We start from the raw sequence: 19,467 nt of genomic DNA, 5'->3' as shown, positions 1-19,467 counted from the left end.
CACCGCCTAGGCGCCCCGTGGCGTCTCGTCACCCCGGCCGTCCTGCGCTCGCCGCGTGCGGGCCAGGATGCCGAGGGAGACGAGCGCAACGAGCGATCCCCATGACAGCAGCGTCTCGGCGACCCCGCCGATGACCACGGCGGGTGTGAGTCCGTCCCGAAGCTCGACCTCGGTCACCATCGACCCCGGCACGTCCGCCGGCAGCGAGTCGATGGTGCGGCCCGCCGGCGAGATGACCTGGCTCGTTCCCACAGTGGAGATATTGACCACCGAACGCCCGGTCTCGATCGCACGCATCCGCGCGAAGGCCAGCTGCTGCAGATTCTCGTCGGTGTCGCGGAAATCGGCGTTGTTGGTCTGGAACATGTAGACCTGCGCCCCCTCTCGCGCACCCTCACGGATCACGTCGTCGTAGATGACGTCGAAGCAGATGGCGAGGCCGATGCCGGCTCCCCCGGCATCCACGTAGGGGGCATTGGCGCCCGGAGTGTACTCGCGCTGGATCAGTCCGACCAGATCGGGCACGATGGCCTCGAAGAACCAGCGCTCGGGAACGTATTCCCCGAAGGGAACGGGAGTGCGCTTGTCGTGATACTGGGTCAGGCCCTCGCCGGGCTCCCAGATCATGCTCGTGTTGAAGACGTCGCCGTCGCGCTCCGTCGCCGCGTTGAGCAGCACGGGAGCGTCGACGCGCAGCGCCAGCGTGTCCAGCAGCTCTGCGATGCCTGCATCACGGGTGGGATCGGCTCCCACGGCCCCCTCGGGCCAGAGCAGCAGGTCGAGATCCTCGTCGAGCAGCGGTGCGGTCGCCGTCAGCTGCGCACGCAGGATGTCGCCGGGCTCACGCTCGTCGAAATAGCCCGTGGGCCCGTTGCCCTGCACACTGCCGACGCGCATCGTGCCGGCGGCCGTCGTCTGCCACGCGGGGGTGAGCAGCAGCACGGCGATCAGGCCCGCGGAGGGAAGCGCGGTGCGCACGTCGCGGAATCGCCCGACGCGCACCCACTCGATGACGGCCGCGGTCGCCATGACCATCAGGAACGTCAGTCCCGACACCCCGACCCACGACGAGAGGTGGGCCAGCGGGCTCTCGGACTGGCTCATGCCCAGGCGGGCCCAGGGAAAGCCGGTGTAGGGCCACGAGCCGATGAAGACCTCGCGGAAGGTCCACATGCCCGCCACGAGGGCCGGCAGCGCCGCGAGCCGCGCCCAGGTGCCGGGCAGCACGCGTGGCAGCCAGCGGTACGCCCACGTGATCAGCACCGACCCGAACGCCCAGAACACGGTCTCGAGCCCCGCGAGTCCGAACCAGGGCAGGGCACCGAGGTATCGCGTGATCCATACGATGTGCGTGAAGTAGAACGATGCGCCGAAGACGGCGCCGACCAGGACCGCCGACCAGGCACGACGGCCGATCAGCGGCACGAGACACAGCGCGACACCGACGAACGCGAGGGGCCACCATCCCAGCGCAGGGTATGCCGCATCGAGGATCGGTCCGCCCACGGCGGCCGCGACGAGCGCCGCCCACAACGGCAGCACCGGGCGGGGTCCGGGCGGAATCGTGCCCCGCCGCGCGCCCGGGCCGCCCGCCGCGGGCGCCTCTCTCTCCTGCCCCGCCACGGGCCGCGTCGCTTCCATCACAGTCCCGAGTACGCGACGATGCCGCGGCGCACCGCATCCAGCGCCGACCGCGCTGTCGCTGCCAGCTCGCCCTCCGCGACGATCGACAGCTGATCGAGCACGTCGATGGTCTGCTTCGCCCACCGGACGAAGTCGCCGGCCGCCATGTCGGCCTCCTCGAGCACGCGGTCGAGGGGCAGCCCCCGTGCCCATCCGCGCATCGGCCGCGCGAGACCCGTCGCGAGCGGCTCGGAACCGGGCAGGCGGTTCTCCCGCTCGAGATCATCCAGGCGAGCCCACAGCTCCTCGGTCTTGGTCAGCGCCGTGCGGAACTCGCCGCCGGGCAGGCCGTACTCACCGGGCCCCGCCTCGTCGCGGCGGGGCTCGTAGACGAGGCAGCTGGCGAGGGCGGCCAGTCCGCCGGCATCGAGCTTCTCCCACAACCCCAGGCGCAGGCTCTCGGCGACCAGCAGGTCACGCTCACCGTAGATGCGCCGCATCGTGCGTCCCGCCTGGGTCAGCACGGTTTCCTCACCGCGCACCCGCAGGTAGTCCAGGGCTTCGAGGACATCGGTCACCCGGTCGAACTGACGCGCGACGGTGCCGGTGCGCGCGTCGATCTGGCGACGCAGCGACGCGACCTGCCGCTGCAGCTTCCAGTATCGCTCCGCCCACCGGGAATGCTGCTCGCGATCGGGACAGTCATGACACGGGTGACGCTGCAGGCGCGTGCGCAGATCGCGGATCCGGGCCTGACGCCGCTCGCGGGCCGCCCGGGGGCCGCTCTGGTCGCCACGGTTCTTCTTCTCGAGGTCGCCGACCTCGCGGCGCAGGCCCGAGTACTCTCCGAAGTCCCCGCGATCGCAGGCCATCGACTGCGCGTAGCCCTCCAGCGACGACTCCTGGTCGCGAACCTGCCGGGCCAGCCCCACGACCGCACGATCGGCCTGGAACTGCGCGAACGAGGACTCCAGCAGCTCGCGGGCGCGTCCCCGCCCGTACCGGTCGATCAGGTTCACGGCCATGTTGTAGGTCGGGCGGAAGCTGGAGTGCAGCGGATACGTGCGCCGCGAAGCGAGCGCCGCCACCTCCTCGGCGTCGAACGACTCGGACCACGCCACGACCGCGTGCCCCTCGACGTCGATGCCCCGCCGCCCCGCACGCCCCGTCAGCTGCGTGTACTCGCCCGAGGTGATCGCGACGCGTGCCTCGCCGTTGAACTTGTCGAGGCGCTCGAGGACGACCGTGCGCGCCGGCATGTTGATCCCCAGCGCCAGGGTTTCCGTGGCGAAGACGGCGCGAACGAGCTTGCGCTGGAACAGCTCCTCGACGACTTCCTTGAACGCGGGCAGCAGACCGGCGTGGTGGGCAGCGATGCCCCGCTCGAGATTCTCGCGCCATTCCCAGAACCCGAGCACCGCAAGGTCTTCGTCTGGCAGGTTGCGCGTGCGCTCGGCGACGATCTCGCGGATGCGGGCGCGCTCCGCGGGCGTGGTCAGGCTGATGCCCGCGCGACGCAGCTGCAGTACGGCCTGGTCGCAGCCCACCCGGCTGAAGATGAAGAAGATCGCCGGCAGCAGATTGGTGCGACGCAGCAGATCGACGGCGGCGGCGCGGTCCACCCGCTCGGGTCGTGCACCACGGGACCGCGGTCCCTGCCCCCTGCCCGGCGGCCGGCCCCGCCCCTTGCCGCCGCGACCGCGCGGCGGGTCCGTCGCCGCCCCCGGGCGCAGCCGGTGCAGCTCGCGGTTCACGCGGGTCGAGGCCGCACCGGCGCGGTCGTCGAACAGGGGCAGCAGATCGCCGCGCGCCAGCACGTGCTGCTCGAGAGGCACCGGGCGCGTCTCCGAGACGATCACGGCCGTCTCGCCGCGCACGGTGTCGAGCCAGTCGCCGAACTCCTCCGCGTTCGAGACGGTGGCCGACAGCGACACCAGGCGCACGTCTCGGGAGAGGTGGATGATCACCTCCTCCCACACGGCACCGCGGAAGCGATCGGCGAGGTAGTGCACCTCGTCCATGACGACGTACCGCAGATCGCGTAGCGCGGGCGAGTCGGCGTAGAGCATGTTTCGCAGCACCTCGGTCGTCATCACGACGACCCGGGCCCCCGAGTTGATGTTGACGTCGCCGGTGAGCAGGCCCACGGCATCCGCCCCGTAGACCTGCTGCAACTCGCGGAACTTCTGGTTCGACAGCGCCTTCATGGGCGTCGTGTAGAACGCCTTGCTGCGCGCGGAGCGCATGGCCAGGTGCACGGCGAACTCGCCCACGATCGTCTTGCCCGCTCCCGTCGGCGCCGCGACGAGCACGTTGCGGTCCTCCTCGAGCGCTTGGCAGCCCGCGACCTGGAAGTCGTCGAGCTCGAACGCCTGCGCCTCAGCGAACCCTCTCGTCACCGGATGCCGCTGGGCCTCGCGGGCCGCTGCGTAGCGCTCGGCGGGGCTGGGGGCGCTCACCCGGAGCCGTCCGCGAGCAGCGCCGCCTCGCGCTTGGAACGCCGCCGGTCGAACAGCAGCGACACGCCCGCCGCTGCCACGTACAGCACGATCATGATGCCGGCGAGCAGCAGCATCGACACGACATCCGCCGCCGGCGTCGCGAGCGCGGCGAACGTCGTGGCCACGAGGACGGCGACCCGCCACCCCTTGAGGATGCCGCGTCCGCTCATGATGCCCGCCAGGTTCAGGGCGACGAGGAAGACCGGCAGCACGAACGCCACTCCGATGACCAGGAGCATCTTGAAGACGAAGTCGTAGTAGTAGTCGTACTTGTAGAACGAGGCGGCCGTATCGGGCACGAAACCGGCCATCAGCTCGATGACGTGCGGCACGATGAACCAGCCCACGGTGCAGCCCGCGAAGAACAGCGGCACGGCGGCGACCATGAACCAGATCGTGTAATTGACCTCTTTGCGCGTCAGGCCCGGCATGACGAACGCCCAGATCTGCCACAGCCAGACCGGAGCCGAGATGAGCAGGCCGATCGCGAACGCGATCCGCATGCGCAGGTCGAATCCGCTCGTGACGGTGTCGAAGTTCAGCTCGACGAAGTCCCGCCCGCGCTCCTGGGCGATGATCTCGATCGGCTGGGCGATCAGGTCAATGACGACATCCGACACGAGGAAGGCGATGATCATCCCGGCGACCAGGCCGATGACGGCGATGGTCAGGCGACGCCGCAACTCGACAAGGTGCTGCGCGAGGGTCATCCGTCGGTCGCGGCGCGGCTTGTCTTCAGCCGAGACGGACGCGCCCGTGTGGGTCGTCGCCACGGCCGCCTACGGGGTCTGGTCTGTGGACGCACGCGACGGCGGCGCCTGGCTGACCGTCGTCTCGTTCCGCGGCGCTGTCGCCGTCTCCGCGTCCGGAGTGGACTCAGGGGCGTCGTCGTCCTTCATCGCCTTCATCTCGCCGCGGAAGACGCGGGCGGACTGTCCGACGCTCTTGGCGAGTGCCGGGAGCTTCGCGGCACCGAAGAGCAGCAGGATGACTGCCAGAAGAATCAGCAGGTGCCAGCCGTTCAGGTTGCCCAACATGGTGGTCTCCGTCGTCTCGGCGAATCGTGGCCTTCATCCAGTGTAACCCCGGGTCCCGCACGCGGACCGGAGCCGCGGCCACTCAGCCGTACTGCGCCAGGCCCGCCCGCGCCCAGGCCCGCGCCGCATCGCGCGCTTCAGAGGGCGAGACCACGGCGACGGAGCCGCCCCGACGTGCTGCCAGCCGCTTGAGCTGCGGCGGGTCGGCCACCCGCAGGACGGCCCGGCGGCGGTCGCCGCTTTCGCTGACCTCGGCGTAGTCGAGGTACTGGCCCAGCAGGGGGGCGACGTGCGGATCGAACTCGATGACCGCCTCCAGCGCGCCGTCCGCACGGGCGAAGACGGTCTCGCCCGGGTCGTCGTGCGCGGCGGCGGGGATGTCGGTGACCGTCGCCTCGCTGATGCGGTCGAGGTGGAAGGTGCGCATGTCACGGCGCAGATGGCACCAGCCACGCAGGTACCACTGGTCGTCCTCAACGAGGATGCGCACGGGGTCCACGGTGCGCGTCGTCGGGGCCGCGTCCGGTTTCTGATGGGTGAACGACACCGCCACACCCTGGTCGAGCGCCTCCATCAGAGTGGTGCGCACACCGTCGGCAGCGTCGGACGCGACCACCAGCTCGCCGGGAGCGTCGCTCGCCCCGCGCGCCAGCTTGGCGATCAGTCCGGGAACGATGCTCGAGCCGCGGATGCCGGGCGCCGACTGCGCCAGCTGCAGCCCCGCCAGCAGGGCCGCGGCTTCGCGCGCGGTGAGGCGAGGCGCGCGCTCGAACGCCACCGTGTTGAGCAGCTGCAGCTCGTCGCGCTCGTCCAGCAGGTCCCAGTCGATGTCGAACAGCTCGTGGTGCATGCCCTCGGGAAGTCCGATGACGACCAGTCCCTCCGCGAGCCGGCGCAGCACGTCCGGGTCCACGTCGAACTCCCGCGCCGCCTCGGTGACGGGCACCGGGCCCTTCTCCACCAGGTACGGCACGAGATTCATCACCAGGGCGACGCGGTCGATCGCCAGCAGGGATCGGGTTGTCATGACACGGCCTCCTCATGGGCGGCGAGCGTGCGCTCGAGTCGCGCGACGACCTGCTCCCGCAGCATCGGCGGCGCTTCGACGTAGACCTCCGGTCCGTACGAGGCGAGTTCGTCGGCGAACACATGCACGTCGACGAAGCGCACGGCCAGGATGTCGCCGTCGCGCTCGCCCCGCCGGCGCAGGCGCACGGCGGCCTCCGTGTCGTCCTGCACCCGCAGGCGGGCGACGTTCGCCACCGCCACGCTCTCGAGCCCGCTGCGCGCCCGTTCGCCGGCGCCCGCCCGGGCGGACGGATCGAAGCCGTCGCGGGTGATCTGCACGTCGCCGATGATGCGCGAGAGAAGAAAGGTGCGCTCCTGCCCCAGATCGCGATCGAAGCCGTAGACGTGCCATCGACCCTCGAATTCGATCAGCGCGTGGGGCTCGACGGTCCGGATGCGGGCGACGTCGTCTCCCGGCTTGACGTAGGTGAAGCGCACGACCCGGCTGCGGTCGTTCGCGTCGCGCAGCGCCGGGAACGCGGCATCACGCACCGACAGTCGCGGGGCGAAACCGATGATGGGCTCGTCGACGTCGATGCCGAGTGCGCGGATCTTGGCGAGCGCTCCCCGGGCGTCGCCCGACATGGAGCTCTCACCCCACACCGCCGCCGCCACTTTCAGCACGGCCATCTCAGCGGGCGTGAACGCGATGTCCTCCGGGAGGACGTACTCCGCCTTCGGGATGACGTAGCGCGCCTCGCGCAGATCATCCGGGTCGGCGGCATCGCCCAGCGTGTGGATCGGCACGCCGAGTTCACGCAGCGCGTCCTTGTCGCGCTCGAACATCTTCTCGAGCGCGACCGCGCCGCGCCCCTCCTGCCGCGCCTCGCGGTAGCCCGAGACGCTCGAGAGCACCTGCTCCTTGGTGAGCCCGTAGCGGTGGGACATCAGCGCCACCGTCAAGCTGAGCAGCCGCTCCTCGGGAGAGATCGTGTTCGGCACGCCCCCATCCTAGGAGCGCCGGCACCTACGAGGCGGGAGCGTCGATCCCGAGGATGTCGATGACGAAGATGAGCGTCGCGCCGCCGGGAACGGCCCCGCTGCCCTGATCGCCGTACCCCTGGTCGGGCGGGATCACCGCGAGCACCTGGGAGCCGACCGTCTGACCCTCGAGCGCCTGTGCGAAGCCCGGCACGACGCCGTCGAGCGTCAGCGAGACGGGCTCCTCGCCCCACGTGGAGTCGAACACGGTGCCCTCGTCCCAGAGCACGCCCGTGTACGCCACGCGCACGGGGGCGTCGCCGGTGACGACCTCGCCGTCGCCGCGCTTGAGCACCTCCACGCGCAGCTCGTCGGGAGCCTCGCCATTCGGCACGATCACGCCAGGAGTCCCATCGGGAGCGCGCACGACGCTCGGCAGCCCGTTGCCTTCCACGAACTGGTCGACCCCGTCCGCCTTCGCCAGATAGACCTTGCGCAGATCCGCGACCAGGATCGCCGACCCGGTCTCGCCGAGGCCGAAGCTCTCGGCGACCTCGGGCTCGATCCCTTCCTCGCCGAGCACCGTGAGAACGCGATCGCCCTCGCGCGCGCACTCGAGGGCCTGAGTGAGGCCGGGGAACGACTGCGTCCACTGCGACATCGGCAGCGGATTGGCCAGCGAGCCGTCGTACGCCGTCGCCGCGATCTCTTCGCCGGTGCCGCCATCGAGGAGGGTGAGATCCATCACGACGAGTTGATCGTCGCTGCGGATCGCCGTGCCCTCGCCGTCGGACAGATCGCGCCACTGGGTCTGGTCCGCGTGGACCGGGGTGTAGGCATCGATGCGCGGCGCGGCATCCGATGCGCCCGTCACATCGACGACGTCGACGGCCGCGGTGCCCGGTGACTCGGGGCGCTCGCAGGAGCCGTCGGCGTACGGGGAGGCGGAGCACCCGACGAGGGCCACGCCGACCAGGCCGGCGAGGATCACGGGAACGAGGAGAGAACGCACCGGCTCAGTCTACGGGAGGGCCCCCGACGCCCTCGTCCGGGTCAGGAGCGGCGCCCCCCGTGCGCGCCCGGGCGGCGCGCTGCGCGTCACGCACCCGCTTGCGCAGGTTCTTGTCGGTGATCTCCCGGTCGCCGACTGCGCCCGGTGTCCACACCTCGACGTCGGCGTCACCATAGCTCGTCTTCGATCCGCGGCGCGCCCGCTCCGGAGCCACCGCTCCGTGCGCCAGCCGCCGCGCCGAGATCAGGAAGCCGGTGTGCGCCACCATCCGGTGGTCCGGACGCACGGCGAGGCCGTCCACGTGCCAGCCGCGCACCATCGTCTCGGAGCTCTGCGGCTCGGTGAACAGCCCCGAACCGCGCAGGAACTCCGCGATGCGCGAAAGCTGCGTGGCGGTCGCGACGTAGCACAGGAGCACGCCGCCGGGCGCGAGCGCGTCCGCCGCCGCGTCGACGCATTCCCAGGGAGCGAGCATGTCGAGGACGACCCGGTCGACCGTGCCCGCAGACGCGGCGGCGGGCAGTTCGGTCGCCAGGTCGCCGACCTGCACCCGCCAGTTCGGCGGGACCTCGCCGAGGAACGTCTCGACGTTCGCGAGGGCGACCTCGGCGAACTCGGCCCGGCGCTCGAACGACAGCAGTCGCCCCTCGGATCCCAGCGCCCGCAGCAGCCACAGCGAGAGAGCACCGGAGCCGACGCCCGCCTCCACGACGCTCGCCCCCGGGAAGATGTCGGCATCGGCGAGGATCTGGGCGGCATCCTTCGGGTACACGATCGCGGCGCCGCGCGGCATCGACATCACGAAGTCGCGCAGCAGCGGCCGGAGCGCGAGGTAGTCGTGCCCGCCGCTGCCCGTGACGACGGAGCCGTCCGGCGCCCCGATGAGCTGCTCATGACGGAGCACCCCGTGATGGGTGTGCAGCTCACCGCCCTCGCGCAGCGTGATCGTGTGCAGCTTGCCCTTGGGGCCGGTCAGCTGCACGCGGTCGCCCACCGCGAAGGGGCCGCTGCGGCGCGGGCCGTCGACGGCCGTCATGACGTCGCTCCCGCACGGTGCGCGCCGCCCCGGCGCTGCGCGTGCAGCTGCGACAGTCGCTCGGGGGTGAACGAGACGAGCGACTCGGCGAGCGCGAACGCGCCGGAACCCTCGAGCGAGACGATGTTGGGCACCCCGAGCACCGTGCACTCGGCAGCGACGGCGGAGCGCACGCCGTTCGGGGAATCCTCGATCGCGACGGTGTCGGTGATGTCGATGCCCAGCTGTCGCGCGGCCTCGAGATACGGGTCGGGGTAGGGCTTCGGGCGCGACACGTCGTCGCCCGCGACGATCAGATCGAACGCGTCGAAGTCGATCAGGTCCACGACCGACGTCGCCATCCGGCGCATCGACATCGTCACCAGCGCCGTCGGGATGCCGGCCTTCTTCAACGCCAGGAGAAGCTCGCGGGCACCGGGGCGAAAAGGCACCCCTTCCGCCGCGAGTGACGCCAGGACGCGATCGGTGAGCGTGTCGATGATGTCGTGGACGCTCATGCGCACGCCGGCATCCTGGAAGATGCGCGCGGCATCCTCCAGGCCGAGGCCGACGAGCTGCAGCGCCTGTTCGTGGCTCCAGGTGCCGCCGAAGCTCTCGACGAGCGGCGTTTCGGCGGCGATCCAATGCGGTTCGGTATCGACGAGGGTGCCGTCCATGTCCCACAGGACAGCACGAAGAGCGGGGGGATTCACCCGCCCATGCTAGTCGCGCAACGCCCGCCGCCCTGCCCCGCCGACACCGGGGTGCACCTATCCTGGAACGACACCGCGCGACGCTCCGCATCCCGGGCGGAACCGCACGGCGAGAGGGGAGGCACGGTGGAGGCACTCGGACGCAGGGTACTCGTGGCCGCATTCGACGGCTGGAACGACGCCGGCGAGGCCGCCTCGTCGGCGATCACCGCGCTGGGCGCGACCGGTGCGCGCACCCCCGTGCACACCGTCGACCCCGAGATGTACTTCGACTATCAGTACACGCGGCCGCATTTCACGATGGATGCCGACGGCCATCGCACGCTGAAGTGGCCCGAGACGACGATCACCCGTCCGACGCGCCGCACCCGCGGCACGCAGCTGTGGCTGCTGGGCGGTGTCGAGCCGGCGCGCACCTGGCAGGCGTTCGCCGCGGAGCTGGTGGACGTGGCCCTGCGCGAAGACGTCACCGGGTTCGTCGCGCTCGGCTCGATGATGTCGGATGTGCCGCACACCCGCCCGATCTCGGTCTTCGCAGGCAGCGAGAACGAGCGCGTGCGCGACGAACTCGGCCTCGACCGGAGCATGTACGAGGGCCCGGTCGGCATCCTGTCCGTGCTCACGCAGGCGGCCGAGACGGCCGGCATTCCCACGGTGTCGCTCTGGGCGAGCGTGCCGCACTACGTCGCGGGACATACGCCCTCTCCCAAGGCCACCCTCGCCCTGCTGGATCGGCTCGAGGACACCACGGGGGCGCGCATCGACCGGGGGGATCTCGCCACCCAGGCCGCCGCGTGGGAGGCCTCGATCGATGCCGCAGCTGCCGAGGACGACGAGATGACCGAATACATCCGTCAGCTGGAGCACACCCGCGACACGTGGGACTCCCCCGAGGCATCCGGCGACGCGATCGCGCAGGAGTTCGAGCGGTACCTGCGCCGGGGCGGCGACGGGCCCACCAAGCCCGGTCGCGACGGCCCGTTCCGCTGACGCCGGTCGGTCGTTGAGCGAGCGCCGCGAGACGAAACGCCCGCACGACCCCGATCAGTACGGCTGCAGGATGCCGGCCGAGAGCAGCACGATCAGAGCGAGCCCCAGCACCACGCGGTAGATCACGAACGGCAGGAAGCTGCCGCGCTTGAGGTACTGCATGAGGAATGCGATCACGGCGAGGCCCACGCCGAATGCCACGACCGTGGCGGCACCCGTCTCGATCAGGTTGTACGGACCGCCGGGCTCCTCGAAGCTCTGCAGCAGCTCGTAGAACCCCGAGCCGAAGACGGCGGGCACGGCGAGGAGGAACGCGTACTCGGCGGCGGACGGCCGTGTGTAGCCCAGCGCCAGCCCGAGCGTCGTCGTGGCGCCGGAGCGCGAGACGCCGGGTACCAGCGCGAGCGCCTGCGCGAAGCCCAGCGCGAGACCGTGGGGATAGGTCAGCTGCGACAGGTCACGCGTTCGACGTCCGAAGCGGTCGGCGATGCCCAGCAGGATCCCGAAGAAGATGAGGACGAACGCGACGAGCCAGAGGTTGCGGAACGTCCCCCGGATCACGTCCTGGAAGAGGAACCCGAGCACGCCGATCGGGATCGTGCCGATGATGATCAGCCAGCCCATGCGTGCGTCGGGATCGTTGCGCGGCACCTTTCCGGCGAGCGATTGAGCCCACCGGGCGATGACCCGGACGATCGTGCCCCAGAAGTAGACCAGCACGGCCGCCTCGGTGCCGATCTGCGTGATGGCCGTGAAGGTGGCGCCGGGGTCCGTCGCCGACGGCAGGAACTCACCGACGATGCGCAGGTGCGCGCTCGACGAGATCGGGAGGAACTCGGTCAGTCCCTGCACGATGCCGAGGAACAGAGCTTCGATGAGCGACATGGCGCCTTCCGGTCGGGTGGGGTCGCGGCGATGCGAGGGAGCGAGCACCGGGATCACGGCGCCCGCCCGGGGTGGTCAGGGGGCGGACAGGGTTCAGCAGGTCAGCAGCAGGTCGCCGAGCACGTCCCGGCCGAACTCGAGCGCCGTGATCGGCACGCGCTCGTCGACACCGTGGAACATACCGGTGAAGTCGAGATCGGGGGGAAGGCGCAGCGGGGCGAATCCGTACCCGGCGATGCCGAGCGTGGCCAGCGCCTTGTTGTCGGTACCGCCGCCCATCAGGTAGGGCAGCACGGGCACACCCGGATCGTGGCGCTCGAGCGTCGACACCATCCGTTCGACGAGCGCGCCGTCGAACGGCATCTCGAGCCCGATGTCACGGTGGACGGTCTCGATCTCGATGTCGGCGCCGACGATCCGCGCGATCTCTGCGAGCGCCGCGTCTTCGGTGCCCGGCAGCACGCGCACGTCGATCAGCGCCTCGGCGGCATCCGGGATCACGTTGTGCTTGTAGCCGGCCGACAGACCGGTCGGGTTCGTGGTCGTCCGCAGCGTCGAGGCCAGGAAGCCGTGGGCCGGTCCCGTGCTCGCCGCGAGTTCGTCCGGGCCGGCATCCGGCAGCTGCGCCAGCTCGGCCAGTCCTGAGAGCAGCTGCGTCGTGGCTGCCGTGAGCCGCACCGGCCATTCGGCACGCCCGAGCACCGCGACCGCCTCCGCGAGACGGGTGACGGCGTTGTCGGGGTGCACGCGGGAGCCGTGGCCGGCCCGTCCGCGAGCGCGCAGCCGCATCCACAGCAACGCCTTCTCCCCCACCTGCAGCAGGTAGGCGCGACGTCCGGACACCGTGATCGAATACCCGCCGACCTCGCTGATCGCCTCGGTCGCACCCGCGAACCACTCGGGTCGGTCGCGGACGACCAGGTGCGACCCTTCGACGCCGCCGTTCTCCTCGTCGGCGAAGAAGGTCACGATGATGTCGCGGTCCGGCCGCTCGCCCGCGCGCAGCATGTCCGCCACCGCCGTGAGGATCATCGCGTCCATGTTCTTCATGTCCACCGCGCCCCGGCCCCACAGCATTCCGTCACGTACCTCGCCGGCGAACGGATCGACGCTCCATCCCTCGGGCGGGGCGGGCACGACGTCGAGGTGGCCGTGCAGCACGAGCGCGGGCCTGTCGGGACGTCGGCCCTCGACACGCGCCGTCACGTTCGTGCGGCCGGGGACGGGCTCGAAGTACTCGGTGCGCAAGCCCAATGCCTCGAGGTAGGCGCCGACGTACTCGGCCGCCTGACGTTCACCCGACGCACGCCCTCCGCCCCAGTTCTGGGTGTCCATCCGGATGAGATCGCGCGTGATGCGAGCCACCTCCGGCAGGTCCTCCGTCGGTCTGGCCGTCGCGGTGGATGAGGGGTTGGCGGGCATGGGTCCAGGTTAGCGGCGCGCAATCGGCTGCTACGAAGCATGGTAGGCTCGACCCTCGGTTGCGCATGCAATCCACTCACGCGCGGGTGGCGGAATAGGTAGACGCGCTAGCTTGAGGTGCTAGTGCCCGCATAGGGCGTGGGGGTTCAAGTCCCCCCTCGCGCACAGAGTAGAAAACCCCGGTTCAGCCGGGGTTTTCTTGCGTTCGGGGGTTGCTCTGGCCGCGTGCGGTGCGGTCCACGGACCTGTGGGTGGCAGTTTTCGGTTCGGGCTGCGCCCTTTCCTGGCGCCGGAGCCGAGAACTGGCGCCCACGTGGCGTTCAGCCGTGCGGTGCTAGCGTCGGCCGGATGCCGGTGAGGACGACGACGAGGAGACTGCCGATGATGAAGAAGACCCTGGTGGGCCTCGGCCTGGCCGCAGTGCTGGTGGGCGCATCCGCGTGCACCGCCGACGACGCGACGCCGGACGGTGAGCAGGAGCAGTCGGACACGGCGCTGGAACCTGACCTGGCCGGCGTTCCCGAGATCGTCGCCGAGGTGGACGGCACCGAGATCGACCGTGACGAGTTCGCCTCGGCATACGAGGCCCAGTTCGCCCAGGCCGCGCAGCAGGCGCAGATGAGCGGCACACCCGTGGACCAGGAACAGCTCAAACAGCAGACGGTCGAGACACTGGTCAACTCCGAGCTGCTGATCCAGGAAGCGGACCGCCGCGGCTACGACGCGACCGCCGACGACGTCGACGCGACGCTCGAGGAGCTCGCCGCTCAGAACCAGCTCGAATCCGTGGACGCATTCTTGGACGCACTGGAAGAGCAGGGCACGTCCGAGGACGAGGTGCGCACACAGGTGGAAGAGCAGGTGCGGATGGAACAGGTGATCGATGACGAGGTCGGAACCTCCGAGCCATCGGACGAAGAGCTGCGTGAGCTCTACGACCAGATCGTCGAGCAGCAGGAGCAGTCCGGGGGCGAAGAGATGGGCGAGATCCCGCCGTTCGAGGATGTGCGCGACCAGCTCGCTCAGCAGCAGCAGCAGACGGAGGAGCAGGAAGCGGTCACCGCGCTGCTCGCCGATCTCGAGGCCGACGCCGAGGTCGAGATCTTCCTGTAGATCTCCGAGCGCGACGTCTCGGCGGTCCGCTCATCCCAGTGAGACGCCGAAGGCGAGTCCCAGCAGGTAGGTCACGGCTGCGGCACCGAAGCCGATCGCCAGCTGTCGCAGCGCGCGCCGCAGGGGCGGGCCGCCGGAGAGCAGCCCCACCATCGCTCCCGTGCACAGCAGCGCCACACCCACGAGCGCGAGCGCGAGCACGACGGCAGCGACCCCGCTGAGCCCGAACAGCCATGGCAGCACGGGGACGATGGCGCCCGAGGAGAAGAGCAGGAAGCTCGACACCGCGGCCCCGAATGCGCTGCCGACCACGTCGTCGGATGCGGTGGCGGCGTCCCGCAGCGGAGCACGCTCCCCCGACCCTTGGGCGGCGGCGACCACGCGGTGCGCCTGCAGCGTCGCCTCCTCGTCCGAGAGCCCCCGGGCGCGATAGACGAGGGCGAGCTCGTTCGCGTCGAGGTCGAGGTCGGGCAGCACATCGTCGGCGTAGTCGTTGGGCTCGGTGGCGGCGAGCAGCTCGCGCTGGGAGCGCACCGAGACGAATTCTCCGGCACCCATCGACAGCGCACCGGCCAGCAGCCCCGCAATGCCGCTGAAGAGCACGAACTGCGGTGCCACGCCCGTTGCGCCGATGCCCATGACGAGCGCGAGGTTGGACACGAGTCCATCGTTGGCGCCGAAGACGGCGGCTCGGAACGAGCCCGAAAGGCGGCGGCGACCTTGAGCCGCGAGACCTCGTACGACCTCGGCGTGGATCTTCTCGTCCGCGCGCATGGCCGGACTGGCGAAGCGCTCGGCGTCGTAGGGCGAGCGCGCCTCGGCGTTCTGTGCCAGAGCGAGGACGAAGATCGAGCCGAAGCGGCGCGCCATCCACCCGAGCAGACGTGTGCCCAGTCCCGGGCGGGGCAACCGGGCGGGTTCACCGCCGAGCAGTTCCAGCCAGTGCCGTTCGTGGCGGCCCTCCGCCTCGGCGAGGGCCAGGAGGATCGCCCGCTCGGCACCGCTCTTGCGTTCGGCCAGCTGCCGGTACACCCTCGCCTCAGCTCGTTCGTCGACGAGGTAGCGCGTCCAGCGGCGGCGATCTGCCGACGTCGGGGCGCCGTGCTGCGGCGCGGTCATGCGGCCTCCGGGGTCTCGGACGAGGGGGCGGGGACGAGAGGGGGATTCCGCCGAGCAGATCCACGCTATCGACCTGCCCGGCCACCTCGGCCGCCAGAACGCGGATTGCCAGCATTTCGGGGTTCCGAAGCGGTCAGGAGCGCACGCGTCGCCGCAGCATCTCGATGCGCGCCTGCAGCTGTGCGACCGTGGCGTGCGAGACGGCCGGACCGCCGCAGACGCGCCGCAGCTCGGCGTGCACCGCGCCGTGCGGCTCGCCCGACTGTCGCGCGTAGAGTCCGACGAGGCTGTTGAGCAGCTGCCGCTGCTCTCGCAGGGTGCGGTGCAGGGGAGCGGGGATGCCGGCGCCGCCGGCCGCGTCGCTCGTCTCGCCCGGCGCATCCTCCGCCGCCTCCCTCGCCTCGCGTGCGCTGCGGTGCCGGCCCTGGCGCGCCTGCCGCTGCATCAGCAGCTCGTGCACGTGCTCGGGCTCGAGCAGTCCTGGCAGCCCGAGGAACTCCTCCTCCTCCGGCGTGCCCGGCACCGCGAGCTGACCGAACTCCTTGCCGTCGAACATCACCCGGTCGAAGTGGGCGTGAGAGCCGAGCGCCTGATAGCTGAACTCCTCGGTGAGGGCATCCGAGGCCTTGTCCTCTTTCTCGGCGGCATCCATCAGGTCATCGTCGAGCGCCCACTCGTCGTCGCCCTCGGGGTCGCGGTCGAGCGCGTGGTCGCGCTGCCGTTCGAGCTCGCCGGCCAGCGCCAGCAGCGCGGGCACGTTCGGCAGGAAGATGCTCGCGGTCTCCCCGCGACGACGGGCGCGCACGAAGCGGCCGATCGCCTGCGCGAAGAACAGTGGCGTGGAAGCGCTCGTCGCGTAGACCCCGACGGCCAGGCGCGGCACGTCGACCCCCTCCGACACCATGCGCACCGCCACGAGCCACCGCGACGTCGACGCGGCGAACGATTCGATGCGGGCGGAGGCCTCGGCCTCGTCCGAGAGCACCAGCGTCGGCTGCTCCCCCGAGATCTGGGCGAGGATGGCGGCGTACGCCCGGGCGGCGGTCTGGTCCGTCGCGATCACGAGCCCGCCGGCATCCGGGATCTGCTCCCGCACCTCGCTCAGGCGCCGGTCTGCGGAGCGGAGCACGGCGGGGATCCACTCGCCCTCGGGCGCCAGCGCGGTGCGCCAGGCCTGCGCCGTGACGTCCTTGGTGTTGTCCTGGCCGAGGTGGGCCTCCATCTCGTCGCCGGCGCGCGTGCGCCAGCGCATCTTGCCGGCGTAGACCAGGAACATGACCGGCCGGACGACGCCGTCTTCGAGCGCACGGCGGTACCCGTAGGAGTAGTCGGTGCGCGAGAGCCGGATCCCCTTGTCGTCGGGGTGGTATTCCACGAACGGGATCGGGGCCGTGTCGCTGCGGAACGGGGTGCCGGACAGCAGCAGCCGCCGGGTCGCGCGTCCGTACGCCTCGCGCAGGGCATCGCCCCAGCTGAGGGCGTCTCCCCCGTGGTGCACCTCGTCGAGGATCACGAGAGTGCGTGCGTCGTCGGTCAGCCACTGGTGCACCGACGCCTTCACCGCCACCTGGGCGTACGTGACGACGACCCCTTGATAGTGCCGCGCGGGCATGGTGTGGCGGTTGCTGAACGCGGGATCCAGTCGCAGCGACACGCGAGCCGCGGCATCCGCCCACTGGGTCTTGAGGTGCTCGGTCGGCGCGACGACGACGATGCGGCTGACCACGCGCCGCCGCATCAGCTCCGTGGCCAGGCGCAGCGCGAAGGTGGTCTTGCCGGCGCCGGGGGTCGCAGCGGCGAGGAAGTCGCGCGGGCCCGAGCCGACGCCGTCGGGCCCGGGACGGGAGAAATACTCGTCGAGCGCCTCGGCCTGCCAGGCCCGCAGTCGCTGCGCCGTTCCCCACGGCGCCCGCTGCGGGTAGGACGGCGGCAGGTGCTCGGCGGCGAAGCTGCCGACATGGGCACCGTCCGCCTCCTGCGTCATCCGCCCTCGACCTCTCTTCGCCTGCACGAGCGAGCCCCTCCCGCACCGGATGACCACGATAGACGAACGATCCGACATCACGGCGCGGTGCTCGGATGCCGCATCCAGCACCGCGCGATATCGTCGGGGAAGACGGACGAACAGGGAGTTCAGATGCGCGCAGACGATGCCGCCTCGGCTCGTACTCCGTACGTGCCGAACACCCAACCGCACCCCTGGAGACGCTTTGTCGCGATCGGGGATTCCTTCACGGAGGGCATCGGCGATCCGATCTCGGAGCGGCCCGGCGAGCACCGCGGGTGGGCGGACCGCGTCGCCGAGGTGCTCGGGTCGCAGGTCGACGATTTCGCCTACGCGAACCTCGCGGTGCGGGGGCGGCTGATCCGGCAGATCGTCGACGAGCAGGTGGATGCCGCCATCGCCCTGACTCCCGATCTGATCACCTTCTGTGCCGGAGGGAACGACATCATCCGGCCGGGAGCGGATCCCGACGCCGTCGCCGCCATCTTCGAGGACGCCGTCGCGCGACTGGGCAGCGGCGGCGCGACCCTCGTGATCTTCACCGGCATCGACGTGGCCTGGCAGCCGGTCTTCCGCTCGATGCGCGGCAAGATCGCCATCTACAACGAGAACCTGCGCTCCATCGCCGACCGGTACGACTGCATCGTCGCCGACCAGTGGGCGCTGAAGGAGATCCAGGACCAGCGCTTCTTCGACGCAGATCGTCTGCACCTGAACGCTCTCGGGCACCACGAGGTCGCGCGCATGGTGCTCCGGGCGCTGAACGTGCCGAACGACCTGGTGCCGATGCAGCCCGATCCTCTTCCCGTCACGACGTGGCGCACAGCTCGCGCGGGCGACCTGGTGTGGGCGCGCCAGCACTTCGTGCCGTGGGTGCTGCGCCGGCTGCGCCACCAGTCATCGGGCGACGACGTGCTGCCCAAACGTCCGAACGCGCTGCCCATCTCGATCCTCGCCCCCGGCGTCGATCCGAGCGCGCGGCGCGAGGAGGACGTGTAGGCCCGCCCGGCGTCTCGGACCCGTCGGGCGTCGGAGAAGCACCGAGGGTCGGAGTGGAGAGACCGGGGCTTCCGACCTCAGCGACATCTCCGGCCCTCGAGACGGGCCCGCGGACCGGGACGGTTTGAACGCGCAAGCACCGCGGCGATGCCGTGCAAGCGCTCAGCGCGGGCGCAGCGCCCACAGCGCGACGGCGCTGGCCGCGGCGACGTTGAGCGAGTCGACCCCGCGCAGCATCGGGATCGTCACGACGGTATCCGCGGCGGCCAGGGCGCGCCCGCTCAGACCATCGCCCTCGGCACCCAGCACGAGTGCCACGCGCTCCGGCGGATCCGCCGCGAAGGCGTCGAGATCGATGGCGTCCTCGGCCAGCGCGAGAGCGGCGATGTGCCAGCCGGCCTGGTGGAGCACGTCACGCGCCTCCCCCCACTCGGGCAGCCGCGTCCACGGCACCTGGAACACGGTGCCCATGCTCACCCGCACGCTGCGCCGGTACAGCGGATCCGCGCATCGCGGCGTGACGAGGACGGCATCCGCACCGAGCGCCGCGGCACAACGGATGGCAGCGCCCACATTCGTGTGATCGACGATGTCCTCCAGGATCAGCGCGCGGCGCGCCCCCGCGAGCACCTCCTCGACCGACCGCTCCGGCGGGCGATGCATCGACGCGAGCACGCCGCGATGCACCGCGTACCCCGTCACCGCCTCGGTCGTGGCGGCATCCGTCACATACACGGGAACCGTGCGCGCACCCAGCAGGGCACGGGCGTCGTCGAGCCACTTGTCCTGCACGAGGACCGAACGAGGTTCATGGCCCGCTTGGAGGGCCCGCGCGAGCACCTTGGCCGATTCGGCGATGTACAGCCCGGATTCCGGTTCGCGGATGCGTCGGAGTGCGACGTCGGTCAGGTTCCGGTAGTCAGCCAGCCGCGGGTCGTCGACGTCTGCGATGTGCTCGATGAGCGGGCCGGCGGTCGTCACACGCTCACGCTACCCGTGCGTCCCCACTCGGCCTGACCGCGTAACATCCCGGTAAAGGGCGAC

The 19,467-nt window shown here is 70.8% G+C and carries 17 protein-coding genes and 1 tRNA gene; 4 read left to right on the top strand and 14 right to left on the bottom strand.

The genetic code is table 11. From position 1 onward, the window contains the following. Positions 1-6: 6 nt before the first annotated feature. From lnt to M4I32_RS00600, 9 genes are all read right to left on the bottom strand, one after another. A complete protein-coding gene (gene lnt, locus M4I32_RS00640) occupies positions 7-1,641 on the bottom strand; it encodes an apolipoprotein N-acyltransferase (RefSeq protein ID WP_319032558.1) in 1,635 nt (544 codons plus the stop codon). Further along, positions 1,641-4,082: a DEAD/DEAH box helicase gene (locus M4I32_RS00635; RefSeq protein WP_319032557.1), complete on the bottom strand. Its 2,442-nt coding sequence runs from the start codon at positions 4,080-4,082 to the stop codon at positions 1,641-1,643. The genes lnt and M4I32_RS00635 overlap by 1 nt, the downstream gene beginning before the upstream one ends. Next, entirely contained in the window at positions 4,079-4,834 is a 756-nt protein-coding gene (tatC, locus tag M4I32_RS00630; protein WP_319032903.1) for a twin-arginine translocase subunit TatC, read from the bottom strand. Before tatC ends, M4I32_RS00635 begins: the two co-directional genes overlap by 4 nt. 69 nt (positions 4,835-4,903) lie before the next feature. Continuing rightward, complete coding sequence (tatA, locus tag M4I32_RS00625) at positions 4,904-5,161, bottom strand: Sec-independent protein translocase subunit TatA (RefSeq protein ID WP_319032556.1); 258 nt, start codon at positions 5,159-5,161, stop codon at positions 4,904-4,906. Between the two features lie 82 nt (positions 5,162-5,243). Next, positions 5,244-6,188, bottom strand: a complete 945-nt coding sequence (locus M4I32_RS00620; RefSeq protein ID WP_319032555.1) for a helix-turn-helix transcriptional regulator — start codon at positions 6,186-6,188, stop codon at positions 5,244-5,246. Next, a complete protein-coding gene (locus M4I32_RS00615; RefSeq protein WP_319032554.1) occupies positions 6,185-7,171 on the bottom strand; it encodes a WYL domain-containing protein in 987 nt (328 codons plus the stop codon). Before M4I32_RS00615 ends, M4I32_RS00620 begins: the two co-directional genes overlap by 4 nt. 25 nt (positions 7,172-7,196) lie before the next feature. Further along, positions 7,197-8,162 carry an FKBP-type peptidyl-prolyl cis-trans isomerase gene (locus M4I32_RS00610; protein ID WP_319032553.1) on the bottom strand — a complete coding sequence of 322 codons (966 nt, stop codon included), beginning with the start codon at positions 8,160-8,162 and terminating at the stop codon, positions 7,197-7,199. A 4-nt stretch (positions 8,163-8,166) separates the two neighbouring features. Continuing rightward, entirely contained in the window at positions 8,167-9,198 is a 1,032-nt protein-coding gene (locus M4I32_RS00605; RefSeq protein WP_319032552.1) for a tRNA (adenine-N1)-methyltransferase, read from the bottom strand. After that, positions 9,195-9,854 (bottom strand): HAD family hydrolase, encoded by a 660-nt coding sequence (locus M4I32_RS00600; RefSeq protein ID WP_413466768.1) that lies wholly within the window; start codon positions 9,852-9,854, stop codon positions 9,195-9,197. Before M4I32_RS00600 ends, M4I32_RS00605 begins: the two co-directional genes overlap by 4 nt. Positions 9,855-10,016: 162 nt before the next feature. Here M4I32_RS00600 and M4I32_RS00595 point away from each other — a divergent pair, with 162 nt between their 5' ends. Then, a complete protein-coding gene (locus M4I32_RS00595) occupies positions 10,017-10,880 on the top strand; it encodes a PAC2 family protein (RefSeq protein ID WP_319032550.1) in 864 nt (287 codons plus the stop codon). A gap of 54 nt (positions 10,881-10,934) precedes the next feature. Here the strand turns inward: M4I32_RS00595 and M4I32_RS00590 are convergent, their stop codons facing one another. Continuing rightward, positions 10,935-11,765, bottom strand: a complete 831-nt coding sequence (locus M4I32_RS00590) for an undecaprenyl-diphosphate phosphatase (RefSeq protein ID WP_319032549.1) — start codon at positions 11,763-11,765, stop codon at positions 10,935-10,937. A gap of 93 nt (positions 11,766-11,858) precedes the next feature. Further along, on the bottom strand, positions 11,859-13,187 hold the full coding sequence (locus M4I32_RS00585) for a M20/M25/M40 family metallo-hydrolase (protein WP_319032548.1): 1,329 nt from the start codon (positions 13,185-13,187) through the stop codon (positions 11,859-11,861). 80 nt (positions 13,188-13,267) lie between these two features. Between M4I32_RS00585 and M4I32_RS00580 the strand changes: the two genes are divergently transcribed. Next, a tRNA-Leu gene (locus M4I32_RS00580) sits at positions 13,268-13,352 on the top strand. Positions 13,353-13,568: 216 nt separating this feature from the next. Then, entirely contained in the window at positions 13,569-14,300 is a 732-nt protein-coding gene (locus M4I32_RS00575; RefSeq protein WP_319032547.1) for a SurA N-terminal domain-containing protein, read from the top strand. A 30-nt stretch (positions 14,301-14,330) separates the two neighbouring features. Here M4I32_RS00575 and M4I32_RS00570 read toward each other — a convergent pair whose 3' ends face one another. Then, a complete protein-coding gene (locus M4I32_RS00570) occupies positions 14,331-15,419 on the bottom strand; it encodes a VIT1/CCC1 family protein (RefSeq protein WP_319032546.1) in 1,089 nt (362 codons plus the stop codon). A gap of 133 nt (positions 15,420-15,552) precedes the next feature. Continuing rightward, entirely contained in the window at positions 15,553-17,403 is a 1,851-nt protein-coding gene (locus M4I32_RS00565; RefSeq protein WP_319032545.1) for a DEAD/DEAH box helicase, read from the bottom strand. A 153-nt stretch (positions 17,404-17,556) separates the two neighbouring features. On the opposite strand from M4I32_RS00565, the gene M4I32_RS00560 reads away from it, so the two are divergent. Next, positions 17,557-18,423 (top strand): SGNH/GDSL hydrolase family protein, encoded by an 867-nt coding sequence (locus M4I32_RS00560; RefSeq protein WP_319032544.1) that lies wholly within the window; start codon positions 17,557-17,559, stop codon positions 18,421-18,423. A 162-nt stretch (positions 18,424-18,585) separates the two neighbouring features. Here M4I32_RS00560 and M4I32_RS00555 read toward each other — a convergent pair whose 3' ends face one another. Further along, positions 18,586-19,404, bottom strand: a complete 819-nt coding sequence (locus tag M4I32_RS00555) for an RNA methyltransferase (RefSeq protein WP_319032543.1) — start codon at positions 19,402-19,404, stop codon at positions 18,586-18,588. Between the last annotated feature and the right edge of the window lie 63 nt (positions 19,405-19,467).

This window comes from Microbacterium sp. LRZ72 (assembly GCF_033792225.1).
In the GTDB taxonomy this organism is placed as follows: domain Bacteria; phylum Actinomycetota; class Actinomycetes; order Actinomycetales; family Microbacteriaceae; genus Microbacterium.
The sequence above is the reverse complement of the archived record's forward strand: the minus strand, read 5'-3'. Positions and strand labels throughout refer to the sequence as shown.

What these genes read in the sequence shown, in the direction of transcription:
- lnt (WP_319032558.1), bottom strand. Translation starts at nt 1,641, where the DNA reads ATGGAAGCGACGCGGCCCGTGGCGGGGCAGGAGAGAGAGGCGCCCGCG.
- tatC (WP_319032903.1), bottom strand. Translation starts at nt 4,834, where the DNA reads ATGACCCTCGCGCAGCACCTTGTCGAGTTGCGGCGTCGCCTGACCATC.
- tatA (WP_319032556.1), bottom strand. Translation starts at nt 5,161, where the DNA reads ATGTTGGGCAACCTGAACGGCTGGCACCTGCTGATTCTTCTGGCAGTC.
- M4I32_RS00620 (WP_319032555.1), bottom strand. Translation starts at nt 6,188, where the DNA reads ATGACAACCCGATCCCTGCTGGCGATCGACCGCGTCGCCCTGGTGATG.
- M4I32_RS00605 (WP_319032552.1), bottom strand. Translation starts at nt 9,198, where the DNA reads ATGACGGCCGTCGACGGCCCGCGCCGCAGCGGCCCCTTCGCGGTGGGC.
- M4I32_RS00600 (WP_413466768.1), bottom strand. Translation starts at nt 9,854, where the DNA reads ATGGACGGCACCCTCGTCGATACCGAACCGCATTGGATCGCCGCCGAA.
- M4I32_RS00590 (WP_319032549.1), bottom strand. Translation starts at nt 11,765, where the DNA reads ATGTCGCTCATCGAAGCTCTGTTCCTCGGCATCGTGCAGGGACTGACC.
- M4I32_RS00585 (WP_319032548.1), bottom strand. Translation starts at nt 13,187, where the DNA reads ATGCCCGCCAACCCCTCATCCACCGCGACGGCCAGACCGACGGAGGAC.
- M4I32_RS00575 (WP_319032547.1), top strand. Translation starts at nt 13,569, where the DNA reads ATGATGAAGAAGACCCTGGTGGGCCTCGGCCTGGCCGCAGTGCTGGTG.
- M4I32_RS00570 (WP_319032546.1), bottom strand. Translation starts at nt 15,419, where the DNA reads ATGACCGCGCCGCAGCACGGCGCCCCGACGTCGGCAGATCGCCGCCGC.
- M4I32_RS00565 (WP_319032545.1), bottom strand. Translation starts at nt 17,403, where the DNA reads ATGACGCAGGAGGCGGACGGTGCCCATGTCGGCAGCTTCGCCGCCGAG.
- M4I32_RS00560 (WP_319032544.1), top strand. Translation starts at nt 17,557, where the DNA reads ATGCGCGCAGACGATGCCGCCTCGGCTCGTACTCCGTACGTGCCGAAC.